This is a genomic window from Paenibacillus sp. FSL H8-0548 (assembly GCF_038630985.1).
Classification (GTDB): domain Bacteria; phylum Bacillota; class Bacilli; order Paenibacillales; family Paenibacillaceae; genus Pristimantibacillus.
Genome location: NZ_CP152049.1, coordinates 5310803 through 5325661, shown reverse-complemented (window position 1 = coordinate 5325661; position 14859 = coordinate 5310803). Strand labels below are relative to the sequence as shown.

Sequence of the window (14859 nt, the reverse complement as noted above, 5' to 3'; positions counted from 1 at the left end):
CTGCTTGGATAGTTAAAAGTAGATGTTCGTTTAGCTTTTAGATAGATGAGGGCAGGAGGTTAAGCATTTGAATGAGGATAGAGTGGTAGCGGTCTACCGGGTAGAAACGCCTTATTCGCTGGAGAGAGCGGCGGAGGTGATCGCCGGTGAGCAATCGACGGGCACATTCACCGCGGTTCCTGGCGAGACGGATGCGTTAAAAGAAAGGTTTGGCGCACGTATTGAGAAAATTACGGAGCTGGAAACGGTCTTGGAGCCATCCTTGCCCGGCTCTAAGACGCCAGCCGGACATGATGGGCAATATCGGCGCGGTTTGATTGCGATCTCCTTTCCGCTGCATAATTTTGGTCCTTCGATTCCAAATCTAATGTCGGCTATTGCAGGCAATTTGTTCGAGCTTCAGGAGCTGTCAGGGCTTCGACTTGTCGATTTGGAGCTTCCCACAGCATTTACGACCCGTTATCCAGGTCCGAAGTTTGGGATCAATGGCACTCGCAAACTTACGGGGGTTTATGATCGCCCGATCGTGGGGACGATTGTTAAGCCAAGCATCGGGCTTGATATGAAGGATTTGCAGCGTATGATTCTGAATGTTTCGGCGGCGGGGCTTGATTTTATCAAGGATGATGAGCTGAATGCAAATGCACCTTATGCCCCTTTGGAGAAAAGGGTGAAGGCGGTTATGGAGGCGGTCGATAAAGCTGCTGATGTGACGGGCAAAAGGATCATGTATGCGTTCAATATTACCGGGGATATCGATGAAATGGAGCGGGGACACGAGCTCGTCGTAAAAGCGGGCGGAAATTGCGTCATGGTGAGCATCATGAGTGTTGGGCTTGCAGGCTTGGCGCATCTGAACCGCTATAGCGAGGTGCCCATTCATGGTCACCGGAACCAATGGGGCATGATGACGCGCAGTCCCATGCTGGGCTTCGAGTTCTCCGCGTATCAGAAGCTGTGCCGGCTGGCGGGGGCAGACCATCTGCATGTCAACGGCTTGAACAGCAAATTTTACGAGAGCAATGAATCGGTTGTTCGTTCTATTCAAGCCTGCTTGAAGCCGATGCATGAGGGATATAGGACGATGCCGGTTGTATCCTCTGGGCAGTGGGCGGGGATGGCGCCGGCAACCTTTGCAGCTACTGCAACCATGGACGTTATGCATTTGGCAGGTGGCGGTATACTCGCTCATCCAGATGGGGCGGGAGCCGGCTTCAAGAGCATGCAGCAGGGCTGGGAGGCGGCTGTGCAGGGCATTGGGCTTGATGCTTATGCAGAGCAGCATTCTGCGCTTCGTCGAGCGATTGAAAAATACGGGAAGGGCTGACTGGATATGACGATGAATGCTTCAAAGGCGAAACCCTTCACCAAATGGCTATGCTATTACGGGGATGACTTCACGGGCTCGACGGATGTGCTGGAGTCTTTGTTCCGCGCAGGCGTGAGGACGGCTCTGTTTCTGGAGCCGCCAAGCGAGGAGCTTCTGCAAAGGCGCTTTGCTGAGCTGGATGCCTTCGGAGTTGCCGGAATCGGACGTTCACTTCCGCCAGCTGAGGCTGAGCAGGAGCTGCGTCCGATTTTTGAGCAATTGAAGCAAACGGGAGCGGCGATCGTACATTACAAACTATGCTCGACCTTCGATTCGTCGCCATCCATCGGAAATATCGGCAAAGCGGCGGAGATTGGCCGCTCTGTATTCGGAGAACATATGATTCCACTGTTAGTCGGCGTTCCTTACTTAGGGCGCTATACGCTGTTTGGCAATCATTTTGCCGATGCAGGCGGCCAGGTTCACCGCCTTGACCGGCATCCGACCATGTCTCGCCATCCGATTACGCCAATGAAGGAAGCTGATTTGCGCAAGCATTTTGCGGAGCAAAGTGCGCTGAAGATTGCGCTTATGAATATTTTGGAGCTGCAAGGTACATGGGAAGCGGTGCAGGCTCGCTATAGGAGCCTGCTAGAGAGCGAGCAGCCTGATTTGCTGCTGTTCGATGTCCTGGATGACGCTCGCTTAGAGACTGCTGGCTGTTTAATTTGGGAGGAAGCGAATCGTTCAGAAGGGCTTTTTGTTATGGGATCGTCCGGAATAGAGTACGCGCTTACCGCATACTGGAGGACGAGCGGCTTGCTGGCGGATGGAGGACGGCCCAATTCTGTTGTATCCGCTGTGGAGCAGCTGCTTGTCGTATCGGGAAGCTGCTCACCGATGACAAAAGCTCAGATTGAACACGCCCTGCATGCAGGATTTGCGGGCATTCCAGTACCAGCTTGGGAGCTGATTGACCCTAAGTTAGCTGTGCAAGCACGCAAGCAGCTGCTTGAAGACGCGCGAAGGCTGCTGAAAGAAGGGAAAAGCGTCTTGTTATATTCGGCAGCGGGAGCAAATGATCCAGCCATTGCCGCATTCCGTACCGCGCTTGCCTCGCATGGATACCAGGCGGAGGACAGCAGCCGTCTTCTCGGGGAGATCCTCGGTTCTTTGGCACGAGAGCTGATCAAGGAGGAAGGGCTTAGCCGTTTAGTCATTGCTGGGGGTGACACGTCAGGTTATGTGACCCGAGAGCTTGGTGTCTATGCACTGGAATGTATCGCTGCTTTAGCGCCCGGCGCACCCTTATGCCGTGTTTTCTCCGATGATCCCGCTCTCGATGGCTTGGAGCTTACACTGAAGGGCGGTCAGGTAGGAGGGACGGATTTTTTCAGTAAAGTGAAGCATGGAGGCGTCTCAGATGATCTTTAATCAGAACGGACCAGATTTCAACAATTTGCAGGTACTGGAGCTAGGCACGGTGTCTCCGCGCGCAGAGCTTATTCCATACGGCGATTGGGAAACGGCGCTCAGCCGTGATCGAGCAGCATCGCCTTACTATCAATTGCTGAGCGGCAGCTGGCGATTTCGTTATTGTGCTTCGGCGCTGTCATGTCCGGAGCAATTCTATGCTCCTGATTACGACGATGAGTCTTGGAGTTTCTTGCCGGTACCCGGCAACTGGCAAATGCATGGATATGGACAGCCGCATTACAGCAGCTGTCCGTATCCATTTCCAATTGATCCGCCATATGTCCCTGGGCTTAATCCAGTTGGCTGCTATCGTACAGCCTTCTCGGTACCTAAGGAATGGAGCGAGCGACAGATTCGTCTCGTGTTTGGCGGAGTAGACTCCTCCTTTCACCTGTGGATAAACGGACAGCCAGTTGGCTATAGCCAGGGAAGCCATAATACGTCTGAATTTGAGATCACCAGGTTTCTGAACGCTGGAAGCAACGTACTCGCAATCAGCGTATATCAGTGGTGCGATGGCAGCTATTTGGAATCTCAGGACAAATGGCGGCTTAGTGGTATTTTTCGCGATGTGTATTTGGCTGCTTTGCCTGGGATTACGATTGAGGACGCATTTGTGCAAACAAATCTTGAGCCAGACTATACCGGAGCTGAGCTCAACCTCCAGCTTAAGCTGACTAAGGGAATTGAGGAGCCGGAGTCGGCTTACCGCTTGAGGGCAACGCTGCTCGATGAGCTGGGCAATCAGGTAATGGATGCCTATGCTTCGGAGAAGCTGGTGCTAGAGGTTGATGAGGAGCAGACCATTTCATTCCAAAAAACGATTGATGCGCCTTTGCTGTGGACTGCGGAAACCCCCTATCTATATACGCTGCTGCTGACTTTATATGCTGGCGAGACCCATATTGCCGAGGTTAAAGCGATCTCGGTAGGCTTCCGATCCATTGAGATAGCTGACGGACAAATGTTTATTAATGGGCACCCCATTATAATCAAGGGCGTGAATCGCAATGAGTTTGATCCGGTTGCAGGGTATGTAACGACACTCGAGTCGATGCTTGCGGATATAAAACTGATGAAGCAGCATAACATCAACACGGTTCGTCTGTCCCATTATCCGAATGATTCACGTTGGCTGGATTTATGCGATCGCTACGGGCTTTACGCCATTGATGAAGCGGATTTGGAGACGCATGGCTTTCATTTTATTGACGATGAGAGCTATTTAAGCAAGCATCCTGATTGGCGAGAGGCATATGTGCAGCGGGCAAAAATAATGGTTGAACGCGATAAAAATCATCCATCTGTCATTGTATGGTCGCTAGGCAATGAGTCGGGCTATGGTCCCAACCATGATGCGATGGCAGCGTGGATTAGAGAGAAGGATGAGACTCGGCCGATTCATTATGAACGGGCCTACGAAGCGCCCGTCGTCGATATCGTTAGCACGATGTATCCGTCTGTAGACATGCTGATCGAGGAAGGGAAAAAGGCAGATAGCCGTCCTTATCTGATGGTTGAATTTGGCCATGCCATGGGGAATTCAACAGGGAATCAGCAGGAATATTGGGATACCGTATATGAGTATCCACGCTTGCTTGGAGGACTCATATGGGAGTGGGCGGACATGGGCATATTGCAAAAAACGAAGTCAGGAGAGCCTTGGTACGCATATGGGGGCGACTTTGGAGATGCTCCGCATAGCGGTTCATTTTGTATGGATGGCTTGTTGTTCCCGGACAAAACGATTAAAGCCTCTTTGCTTGAGTATAAGAAAGCGATTGAGCCTGTCAAGATTGAGGCAGCAGAGCTCGATTCAGGAAAAATAACGATTAAAAACCGTCACAGCTTTCTCTCGCTTGAGCATCTGCAAGGAGAATGGCAGCTGCTTAGGGACGCCGTGGTGGTGGAGCGGGGCAAGCTGCAGACCCTGCATACACCAGCAGGAGCAGAGGAGACGATTCAAATTCCGCTGAAGCAGGGCTGCATGCAGCAAGCAGCAGGCGAGTACTGGCTTCATGTGAGATTTATGCTGAGCAGCGATGCAAGCTGGGCGGAGGCTGGTCATGAGGTTGCTTGGGCGGATTTACCGTTCATGGAGGTAGAAGTCGAGCAGCGAGAGGAGCTTGAGCAGCATGCAAATGATCCATCTCGGCTGGAGGCCGCTGACAACATAGAGGCTGGAGTTTCTCTTATCATCCAGGATGAGGCTGTAAAGCTTAAAGTGCTGGGTCATGGTTTTAAGATCTCGTTTAGCAAAGAGACCGGCTTAATGGATACGTGGCAAGCCGGCGGTCAGTCGCTGCTGCTTGCAGGGCCATCTTTGAACCTATGGCGTGCCCCGCTCGATAACGATGTTCATATCGCGAAGGAATGGGTAAAGGCCGGTTATGACCGAATGGAAACCTCAATACGAGGCTTTAGTGCCGCAGCCATCACCCAACATTGCTGTCAAGTGACCATAGAAGCAGCGATAGGGGCCAAGGGGGAGGCGGTAGCTTTTCACTCCGTTACGCTTTATACGATTAACAGCTCCGGAGAGGTCAATATTGAAGTTGCGCTAAATCCGTTAAAGGAGCTGCCTCCCCTGCCAAGATTCGGCTTAGAGCTGCGTATGGCTGACAGCTTTGATCAGCTAAGCTGGTTTGGCCGAGGACCACATGAATGTTATGAGGATCGCAAAGAAAGCGGTAAGCTGGGAGAATACAACGGTTCCGTTGCGGAGCAGTTTGTACCCTATGTGAGGCCGCAGGAGAACGGAAATAAATGCGAGATTCGCTGGTCTAAGGTGACTAACCGGGAAGGGCAAGGGCTTCTTTTTAAGAGCAAGTTTCTCTTTAATATAAGTGCTCATCATTACTCTGCCGCGGATCTGACGCAGACGAAGCATGTCCATTTGCTGACTCGTCTCAACGAAACAATAATTAAGCTGGATGCAGCGCAAAGCGGCATTGGCAATCATAGCTGCGGCTACGCGCCAACGCTTGAGAAGTACATGATTTATCCGAAAAAAATGAGCTTTCAAGTTATGATTAGTCCGTGTAAGCATGAAAAAGAATAGTGTTAATTCGGTTAAGAAGAATGTGGGCCTTTTTATTTCAGCTATGTAAAATACCGCAAAGTAACGTTATTTTTACACAAGCTATGCACACAAATGTAAGCGGCTGCTTGTTAAGCTGGGTGTAGAACCTTAGAGGAGGACTTACCTATGCTAAAAGTAGCCATTATCGGTGCAGGGGCGATTTCCAACGCTCATATTGAAGCTTTTTTGAAATTTCCACAGCGCTGCGAGATTGTAGCGATCAGTGATATTTACGAGGACAAGGCGCTCGAGCGTATTAAGCAGCATCAGCTGAATGCGGTCGCCGTATCCGATTACGCGAAGCTTCTCGAGATGAATATTGATTTGGTATCGATATGCACGCCACCCTACACACATGCAGATCTTGCAGTTGCTTTTCTAGAGGCAGGCGTGCATGTGCTTGTGGAAAAACCGATGGCTGCCTCCTTGGAGGAATGTGATCGAATGAATGAAGCAGCTGCTAAGACCGGCAAGCTGCTGTCGATCGTTGCGCAAAATCGTTTCAAGTCACCAATGATGAAGCTGAAATCGATACTGGATGAAGGCCTTGCGGGCAAAATTGTTCACGCTCAGATCGATTCCCTCTGGTGGCGCGGCCATAGCTACTATGATCTCTGGTGGCGCGGCACATGGGAGAAGGAAGGCGGAGGCTGTACCTTAAATCATGCAGTCCATCATATTGATGCTTTGGTGTGGATGATGGGGCGTCCGTCCGAAGTACAAGCTTTTATGACGAATGTTTCGCATGACAATGCAGAGGTCGAGGATCTATCGATAGGTATTTTTCGTTATGCCGAAGGAGCGCTTGCACAGGTTACAAGCTCGGTCGTGCATCACGGACAGGAGCAGCAGATTATTTTCCAAGGAGAACGAGCGCGTGTATCAGCACCATGGAAGATTGCCGCTTCCACCGCTTCCACCGCTAACGCTAACGGTTTTCCAGAGCCGAATATATTGCTCGAGGAGGAGATCCAGCGACGCTACGAGTCTTTGCCGGAGGTTGTTTATGAAGGCCATGCGGGACAAATAGACAATGTGCTGACAGCGATAGAGACGAATGCCCCCTTGCTTATTGACGGGCTAAGCGGCCGCCAGACGTTAGAGGTGATCATTGGTATTTATAAGGCTGCCAGCACGAAGAGTCCTGTACAGTTTCCGATACGCATGGATGATCCATTTTATACACGAAGCGGTATGCAGGAAAATACGATTCATTTCTATGAAAAGAAGAGCTCGGTGGAAAACTTCTCAGATTTGCCTATTACAATCGGCAGCGACTTTAAATAGCCCAGCTAGCGTGGGGCCGGATAGAACCCGCTTTGGAATTGCTTTCGATACTGATGCGGCGTGATGCCCATTTGTGTCTTGAACATTTTGCAAAAGTAGGAGCTGTTCGTAATGCCTACTTCTTCTCCAATGCGGGCAATGGAGAGCTCGGATGCGGTGAGGAGCAGTATCGCTTGCTGCACTTTTTTGGCGGCGACATAGTCAGAAATGCTGCTCCCCGTACACGCCTTGAACAGATGGGATAGATGATAGGGCGAGAGATGAAGCTCGCTTGCCATTTGCTCCAGTCGCAAGGGCTCCTTGTAATGCTCATCAAGCCATTCCAAAATTCGCTCGGCCTGATGTGGCCGGCGCAGCAGGCCTTGCTTGGAAGCCGAGCTAGACTGCATCTCCCATAGCTGCTTGAAGGCACGCAAAAAAGCAACGAGGAATAAAGAGAATTCTTCAAAATATTCACTTTTAGCTATATTCGGCAGACGCTGCTCGAAGCTTCGCAGCAAGCTGTGCAGCGGCTCTGCATCCCCGCTTGGATAAATACAGGGCTCAAGCAGGCTGCCAGTATGAATATGCTTGAAAAAAGCTTGTAGGGCCGGCCATTTGTCCAAATAGCTCTCGTATAGCGTCGGTTCAAAATGTACGATGGAGCGAATAAATGGTGTGTTAGGACTTAACTCGACCTGGACATGGTGCAGCTGGTACGGCTGGAAAATGCAGAGCATGCCGGGTGCCAGCTCGTAGCTTTTTTGCTCAATAATCAATGTGCCTTTTCCTTCATGAACGATTAAAACCTCGATGCCCTGATGGGCGTGAAACGTCCTTGTGTAATGCTCAGGCCCGTCGTTGGCGCGTCTATATGCAAAGTAGAGTGGAACCTCTTGTAAATTAATATTTAGAATATGGGACACACCAAGCACATCCTCGCTGACAAAAATGATTACACTCTATTAGTTTAACATAATAGAATGTCATCATTTTTTTTAGATAAGCTAAGGACGAATCGTTACGCGCGTGCCGACCGGAACGATTTTGGACAAGGCAAGGACGTCGTCATTGAACATACGAATGCAGCCGTGTGAAACGAGATGGCCGATGGAGGCAGGGGCGTTGGTGCCGTGAATGCCGTAATGAGGCTTAGACAGTCCCATCCAGAATGCGCCGAAGGGACCGCTGGGATTGAGCTGCTTATTGATAATCGTGAATTCACCAGTTGGCGTTTGGGAGACCATCTTGCCGATGCCAACAGGATAGGAATGAATAACAATATCGTCATCGAGCAGATGAAGCTGTCGATCGGAAAGATCGACAATGATGCGGTAGTTGGGCATATTAGCTTCGCTCCTTTTATTTATGGTATGTAGGAAGGATAGAAACATTTACAGTAGTTACCTTGTTTGTGATGGAGATTGAAGGGAGGGGGAAGGGGAGTGTGGAATAATGAAGAAGCTAATCGTTACAATTTTATAGATCAAGATTGGTGTGAAATGAACAAAGGGGCCTCTGCAGGCCCCTTTGTTGTTTAATGACCCGCAGCTTCGTGGTCGTTCGATAGTTTAAGCACGTCAAATATTTTGAACAGCAGGCTTAGTACGATTGCAACTACAGTTGCAAGTGCCATCCCCGATAGTGAAAAATCACCGATCTTGAGATTTACGCCGCTGAGTCCTGTCACCATAACAACAGTTGTAAGGAAAAGGTTCGTCGGCTTGCTGTAATCCACCTTGGATTCTACAAGCATCCGGAAGCCAGATGCAGCGATTACTCCGAATAGCAGCAATGAAACACCGCCCATGACGGGTGTTGGAATACCAGAAATTAATGCGGAAAACTTGCCTGAGAACGAGAGTACGATGGCAATGAGAGCTGCTCCCCCGATAACAAAGGTAGAGTATACCTTTGTTATGGCAAGCACTCCAATGTTTTCCCCGTAAGTCGTGTTAGGCGTGGAGCCTACAAAGCCCGATAGAATGGTTGAAATACCGTTGCCAAGCATAGAGCGGTGGAGGCCGGGATCCTTCGATAGATCTCTCTCCACAATGTTGCCTGTTACGACTAGATGCCCAATATGCTCGGCAATGACGACTAGTGCAGCTGGGGCAATAGCGATAATTGCCGTCCACTGAAATTCAGGAAATGTGAAATGCGGCAATTGAACGACGCTGCTGTCACTAACATTGCTGAAATCGGTGAAGCCCATGTAAGAGGCCAGCACATAACCAGTAATAATACCGATCAGAATCGGAATGATCCGCATAAAGCCGCGGAACAGTACGGAGCCAAGCACGGTTACCGCAAGGGTAATGGTAGATAGCGCTACAATTTTTGGATCCATCGACCATAGCGCTGCATCCTCATCAGCATATGGAATCCAGCCAGCCATGCGCGCGGCGACAGGAACCAGCTCCAAACCAATAATCGCGACGATAGCACCCATGGCTGCCGGTGGAAACAAGACGTTAATCCAGCCAGTACCTGCCGCTTGAATAATGAGCGCGACGATCGTGAAGATAACGCCTGCTGCGATAAATCCGCCAAGCGCGGCTGCGTAGTTGCCGCCTCCAGCAGCATGATCGCCGATTACGGCGCCGGCAGGAGCAAGAAAGGCGAAGCTTGAGCCGAGGTAGGCTGGAATTTTGTTTTTGCATATCCATAGATAAAGCAGTGTACCGATACCATTCATGAGCAAGCAGATCGCAGGATCAACGCCTAGTAAATTGGGTACGAGTACGGTGGAACCAAACATAGCAAATAGATGCTGCAGGCTGAGCAGAAAGCTCTGCAGAGCAGGAGGCTTTTCCATGACCCCAATTGCTTTTCTCATATTAAAATTGTCCCCCAGTAGATGTAGTTGGTTCAAAGACCTTTGATGATTCTACATATTCATTGTCGGTTTGGCAAGCTTTTTTTAAAATATAGGAAAGCATAAGTTACACATTTATATTTTCCTATATTTCTCGGGTTGAAACGCGCAGGCGCCGCCAAAGGATGGCGAAAGCCGTTTCACCTTGTTGTATAGGAAACCATGCATTCTCCGAACCTGTTGATCATGATGCTGCGGCGGCAGCCAGTGAGCAGATAACAAAAGCTAACGGAAGCCAGAGACGCTAAAGTTGAATTTTGGGTTAGCGTCACATTTTAACGGAAGCCAGAGACGCTATTCCTCAGAAATGAAGCGAAATCGGGCATGTAGGGTACAAATAGAGGCGCGTGTTTCCGTTAGAATCTTGAAACGAAAAATAAAGGCGATTTAGCGTCTGTGGTTTCCGTTAGAAGTGTGAGCTGACGCGACCGCGATTTCCAATCATCCGTAAGGGTGATTTTGTTCAGTTCAGCTAATTTAGCTGGAATTTCTCCCTCTATTTTATGGGATTTTAGCTTGTTTTGGCATTTAGCTGGAATTTCTCCCCCTAATTCTAAGGAATCATCCGAATTCAGGAAAACGCGTAAAATTCACGGGACAAATTCCATCTATTTCATACTGCGAAGCGAAAACTGTTATTTTAGCGGGACAAATTCCATCTAAATTCATGGAAGGTGTACAGGTGAAGGTAAAACGAAGCGATTAGCGCATGCCTTGTGATCGCGGTTGCAGCCGGATGCTTTGATTTCCTTAGACCTTTTCCAATCTAGTGCACGAAGTAGAGTCTACGCGCGATGACCCTCATTTTCAGCAGATTTGATTGTACAAAGTGCAGTGCAGCAGCAACACAAAGCTCTATTCATCCTCCGTCTCCAGAACCTCATCAACATGTCCTATCGCCATAAGGACGGCGACAGCCGTTTCACCTTGAAATATAGTGAAAATATATTCGTGTCGGAGCTCGTCGAATTAAGGGAAGTGATTCGACAGTAGAGCGGTTCCAAGCCATTTAACCGGATTATTATATAAATATTTATTTTAGGTTCGAAATTTGTTTTTTTTAGCATATATTTCAAGGATATATGGTTTAATAAAGGTAGAGTATTGGCTTTGAAAGGAGTGTGACAGGATGGAACTGTGGCTCATATGGCTTATTATTGCTGGCATTTTGATCGTTGTAGAAATGCTGACGCTTACCTTTTATCTGTTATGGCTCGGGATAGGCGCTGTAGCTGCGGCAATCATCGATTTTATTTTTCCTGATGCGCTAGTATTGGAAGTGATTGTTGGCTGCGTTGTTGCTCTTATTTTGACGGTATTTACAAAAACGCTTACAAGGCGTGTCCGCAGCTCACGCGGCTTTAAGGATGCCGTAGACGAGTTGGTTGGAAAGTCAGGCATTGTGCTCGAAGATGTGTCGATTGATGCGCCAGGAATCGTCAAGATTGGCAACGAAACATGGAGTGCGTTGTCGAATGAGCCGATTCATAAGGGAGAGTCGATTGTTGTCGTAAGCAGAGGAAGTGCAGTGCTTCAAGTTAAAAGATGGGGAGGTTCTAATTAATGGGCATTATTTTAACGATTATCATTGTAGTCATCGTAGTTGTTTTTGTTGCTATGTCAGTGAAGATTGTGCCTCAGCAAAGAGTCGGGGTGGTGGAGCGGTTAGGGAAGTACAATCGCTTACTGACAGCAGGAATCAATATTTTGATTCCGATTATTGATCATGTGCGAACGTATCATGATTTGCGCATTCAACAAGCGAATGTGCCGCCGCAAACCGTTATTACCAAAGATAATGTTCAGGTGAAGATCGACACGATTATTTTTTATCAGGTGACGGGTCCAGAGCAGGCTACATATGGCATATCCGATTATGTGTACGGGGTTCGGAATATTAGTACAGCTACTATGCGTCAAATTATCGGTAAAATGGAGCTGGACGAAACATTGTCTGGACGTGAAAAAATATCGTCTGATATTCGTATTGCCCTTGATGAAGCAACGGAAAAGTGGGGCGTGCGAATCGAGCGGGTTGAGGTAATTGATATTCAGCCTCCTCTTGATATTCAAGACGCGATGGATAAGCAAATGAAAGCAGAGCGAAGCAAACGGGCGATGGTGCTGGATGCGGAAGCAGCGAAGCAGGATATGATTCTGCGGGCAGAGGGCGACAAGCAAAGTAAAATATTGAAGGCAGAGGGCGATAAGGAAGCCCGTATCCGGCAGGCGGAAGGACAGCGTCATGCGCAGGAGCTTGAGGCGCTGGGCGAAGCGAGAGCGATTCAGTCGATTGCGGAAGCGGAGAAAATTCGTATTGAACTGATTCGTTCGGCGGGTCTGGACGAGAATATTCTTACGTATCGTTCCTTAGAGGCGCTGACTGATATTGCAAATGGACCAGCCAATAAGGTGTTCATTCCAACTAGAGCGATTGATACGCTTGGAAGTATTGGCGCAATAGGTGAAATGCTTAAAGCGAGTAAATAAAACTCGAATCAGAATTGTGAAAATAGCTGAGCAGAACTGCTTTTCTGCTCGGCTATTTTTTGAAATAACTTGTCCTTAGATAGGCAAAATTACGACTATGAGGTCTAAACTCGCAGATAAATGAAGAGATTTGATTGTTTTATGAGTAAAATGAGAAAATTTGCGAAAAAACCGAGACCTTTGCCCAACTTATCCGTAGTATCCCTTATAGCGATAATATTTTGCGCAAAATGAGAATGGCTTGAAAGGGGAGAGATGTCATTGAGCTTCATGGATCAAAACGAGAACCAACCTCAGAATCATGGTATGAGTGGACGTAAACCACCGGAATTAAGTCCACGTACGGTGAAGAGAATTGTTATTGGTGCCATTGCGGCAGTGCTAGTCATTACGTTAGGATCGTCCTCATTTTATACGGTACAAGAGCAAGAAAGAGCAGCAATTTTGACATTCGGCAAATATTCGGGAGAAAGCTCCGCAGGGCTGCATTTTAAATGGCCTTATCCGGTTCAACAGGTCATCACCGTCCCGGCTGAGCTTACGCAGCGGATTCATATCGGCTACCGTCAGGAAGGCTCCGAATCGATTCCGGTTGACGAGGAAGCAATGATGATTACAGGCGATGAAAATATCGTATCAGCAGATGCGGTCGTTCAGTGGAAAATCAGCAATATTCACGATTATTTATATAACATCTCGGATGCGGAGCAGTTTTTGAGAAATGCTGCCAGTTCGTCAATACGTGCAGTCATTGGCTCAGAGAAGCTTGATTACGCTATTACCGATGGTAAAACGGTTATTCAGGACAAAGTACGCGAGAAGCTGATCGAGCTTCAGTCCAAGTACAAAACGGGAATTCAAATTATAGATATCAAGTTCCAGGATATCGAGCCGCCAAGCGGTCAGGTTGCCGAAGCTTTCCGCGAGGTTACGAATGCGCGTGAGGAGAAAAATACAAAAATCAACAACGCCGCGAAGTATGAGAATGATAAGATTCCGAAGGCGCGCGGTGAGGCACAAGCGCTGCTTGAGAATGCGGAAGGTCAGAAAAAATCACGGATTTTGAACGCAGAGGGTGATGTTGCCCAGTTTAACGCGATATTCGGAGAGTACAAAAACAATCCGGATGTAACCCAGAGTCGTTTGATTTTGGAAACGCTTGAGAAAATTTTACCGAATTCCAAAATATTCATTACGAATTCAAACAGCGATACTGTAAACTATTTACCGCTCAATGAGCTGATGAAAAGCGGAACTAACAGCAGCACGACTCCGACAGTGACGACGCCTCCGGTGACGACTCCGCCGGCAGCAGAAGTTCCGAATGGAGGTACAGCACAATGACACTAAAAAGAAACCAGTGGCTGATGATTATTATTGGTTTGGTTGTAATTATTTTGGGATCAGGCTCGATGTATATCGTCAAGGAAGGCGAATATAAAGTCGTGCTTCGCTTCGGTGAAGCGATGAGAGCTGTACCGGAGCCAGGACTCAAGTTCAAGCTTCCATTTATTGAGAATGTTATGATGCTGCCTAAGTATCAAATGACCTATGAGAGCAGCCCGACTACCATTCTTACGAAGGATCAGAAGCCAATCGTAGTAGATAACTATACCGTATGGCGGATCACCAACGCTTCACAGTTTTTGAGAACAGTGCAATCGGTAAGCGGCGGCGTTCAGCGGATTGATGAGGCTGTGTACAACTCCGTTCGACGCAAGCTCTCAGAAGTTAACTACGATAATATCATTAGTGAGAATACAGCACGTGGTAATATTAATGATGAGATTACGAAGGATGTAATATCGGCATTGACTAGAGATAACTACGGGATCGAAGTTATCGACGTTCGTATCAAGCGTACTGATTTGCCAGAGGAAAATAAGCAAAGCGTATACAACCGTATGATTTCCGACCGTCAATCCATCGCAGCGCGTTATTTGTCTGAGGGTGATGAGGAGTCGCGTAAGATTACTTCCAAAGCAGATCGTACGGCAACTGAGCTGCTAGCTCAGGCGCAGGCGGATGCGAAGAAAATTGTAGCTGAAGGCGAGCGCGAGGCAGCGGTTATTTACAACAAAGCCTATGGCAGTGATCCACAGTTTTATAATTTTTATCGTACTCTTGAGAGCTATGCAACCACATTGCAAAATGAGCCGGTCATCATGCTTCCAATTGATTCGCCGTATGCGAAAATATTGTTAGGAAAATAACGAATAAGCCTCTCGCTGACAAGCGAGAGGCTTATTTTTTTTGAAAAGGCTATTAAAGCTGCATAAATATTGCATTTGTATTACTTGTAGATGGTATGGAATCCTTTAGAGTTATAGATGTGGTCAAAGATAAAGCGAACTTCAT

At 48.2% G+C, this 14859-nt stretch carries 11 protein-coding genes; 8 read left to right on the top strand and 3 right to left on the bottom strand.

Translation table 11 applies throughout. From position 1 onward, the window contains the following. Positions 1-67: 67 nt before the first annotated feature. The 4 genes from MHI37_RS23085 (at position 68) to MHI37_RS23070 (ending at position 7154) form a co-directional block, all read left to right on the top strand. Complete coding sequence (locus tag MHI37_RS23085) at positions 68-1327, top strand: ribulose-bisphosphate carboxylase large subunit family protein (RefSeq protein ID WP_076337452.1); 1260 nt, start codon at positions 68-70, stop codon at positions 1325-1327. Between the two features lie 6 nt (positions 1328-1333). Continuing rightward, the gene (locus MHI37_RS23080) at positions 1334-2743 is read left to right on the top strand and encodes a four-carbon acid sugar kinase family protein (RefSeq protein ID WP_076337451.1); all 1410 of its coding nucleotides are present in this window, start codon (positions 1334-1336) and stop codon (positions 2741-2743) included. Next, positions 2733-5846, top strand: coding sequence for a glycoside hydrolase family 2 TIM barrel-domain containing protein (locus MHI37_RS23075; protein WP_076337450.1), 3114 nt, complete (start codon positions 2733-2735; stop codon positions 5844-5846). Before MHI37_RS23080 ends, MHI37_RS23075 begins: the two co-directional genes overlap by 11 nt. A gap of 147 nt (positions 5847-5993) precedes the next feature. After that, positions 5994-7154, top strand: coding sequence for a Gfo/Idh/MocA family oxidoreductase (locus MHI37_RS23070; protein WP_076337449.1), 1161 nt, complete (start codon positions 5994-5996; stop codon positions 7152-7154). A 5-nt stretch (positions 7155-7159) separates the two neighbouring features. Here the strand turns inward: MHI37_RS23070 and MHI37_RS23065 are convergent, their stop codons facing one another. The 3 genes from MHI37_RS23065 to uraA all read right to left on the bottom strand — a co-directional run bounded on the left by MHI37_RS23065 (position 7160) and on the right by uraA (position 9972). After that, a complete protein-coding gene (locus MHI37_RS23065; RefSeq protein WP_076337448.1) occupies positions 7160-8059 on the bottom strand; it encodes an AraC family transcriptional regulator in 900 nt (299 codons plus the stop codon). Positions 8060-8140: 81 nt separating this feature from the next. Further along, entirely contained in the window at positions 8141-8479 is a 339-nt protein-coding gene (locus MHI37_RS23060; protein WP_076337447.1) for a L,D-transpeptidase, read from the bottom strand. 191 nt (positions 8480-8670) lie between these two features. Continuing rightward, positions 8671-9972, bottom strand: coding sequence for a uracil permease (gene uraA / locus MHI37_RS23055; protein WP_076337446.1), 1302 nt, complete (start codon positions 9970-9972; stop codon positions 8671-8673). Positions 9973-11140: 1168 nt separating this feature from the next. On the opposite strand from uraA, the gene MHI37_RS23050 reads away from it, so the two are divergent. The 4 genes from MHI37_RS23050 to MHI37_RS23035 all read left to right on the top strand — a co-directional run bounded on the left by MHI37_RS23050 (position 11141) and on the right by MHI37_RS23035 (position 14714). Continuing rightward, positions 11141-11575: an NfeD family protein gene (locus tag MHI37_RS23050; protein ID WP_076340072.1), complete on the top strand. Its 435-nt coding sequence runs from the start codon at positions 11141-11143 to the stop codon at positions 11573-11575. Further along, positions 11575-12501, top strand: coding sequence for an SPFH domain-containing protein (locus tag MHI37_RS23045; protein WP_076340071.1), 927 nt, complete (start codon positions 11575-11577; stop codon positions 12499-12501). The genes MHI37_RS23050 and MHI37_RS23045 overlap by 1 nt, the downstream gene beginning before the upstream one ends. Before the next feature lie 270 nt (positions 12502-12771). Continuing rightward, the gene (gene hflK, locus MHI37_RS23040) at positions 12772-13845 is read left to right on the top strand and encodes an FtsH protease activity modulator HflK (RefSeq protein WP_083676597.1); all 1074 of its coding nucleotides are present in this window, start codon (positions 12772-12774) and stop codon (positions 13843-13845) included. After that, complete coding sequence (locus MHI37_RS23035) at positions 13842-14714, top strand: protease modulator HflC (RefSeq protein WP_076340069.1); 873 nt, start codon at positions 13842-13844, stop codon at positions 14712-14714. The genes hflK and MHI37_RS23035 overlap by 4 nt, the downstream gene beginning before the upstream one ends. The last annotated feature ends 145 nt before the right edge of the window (positions 14715-14859 follow it).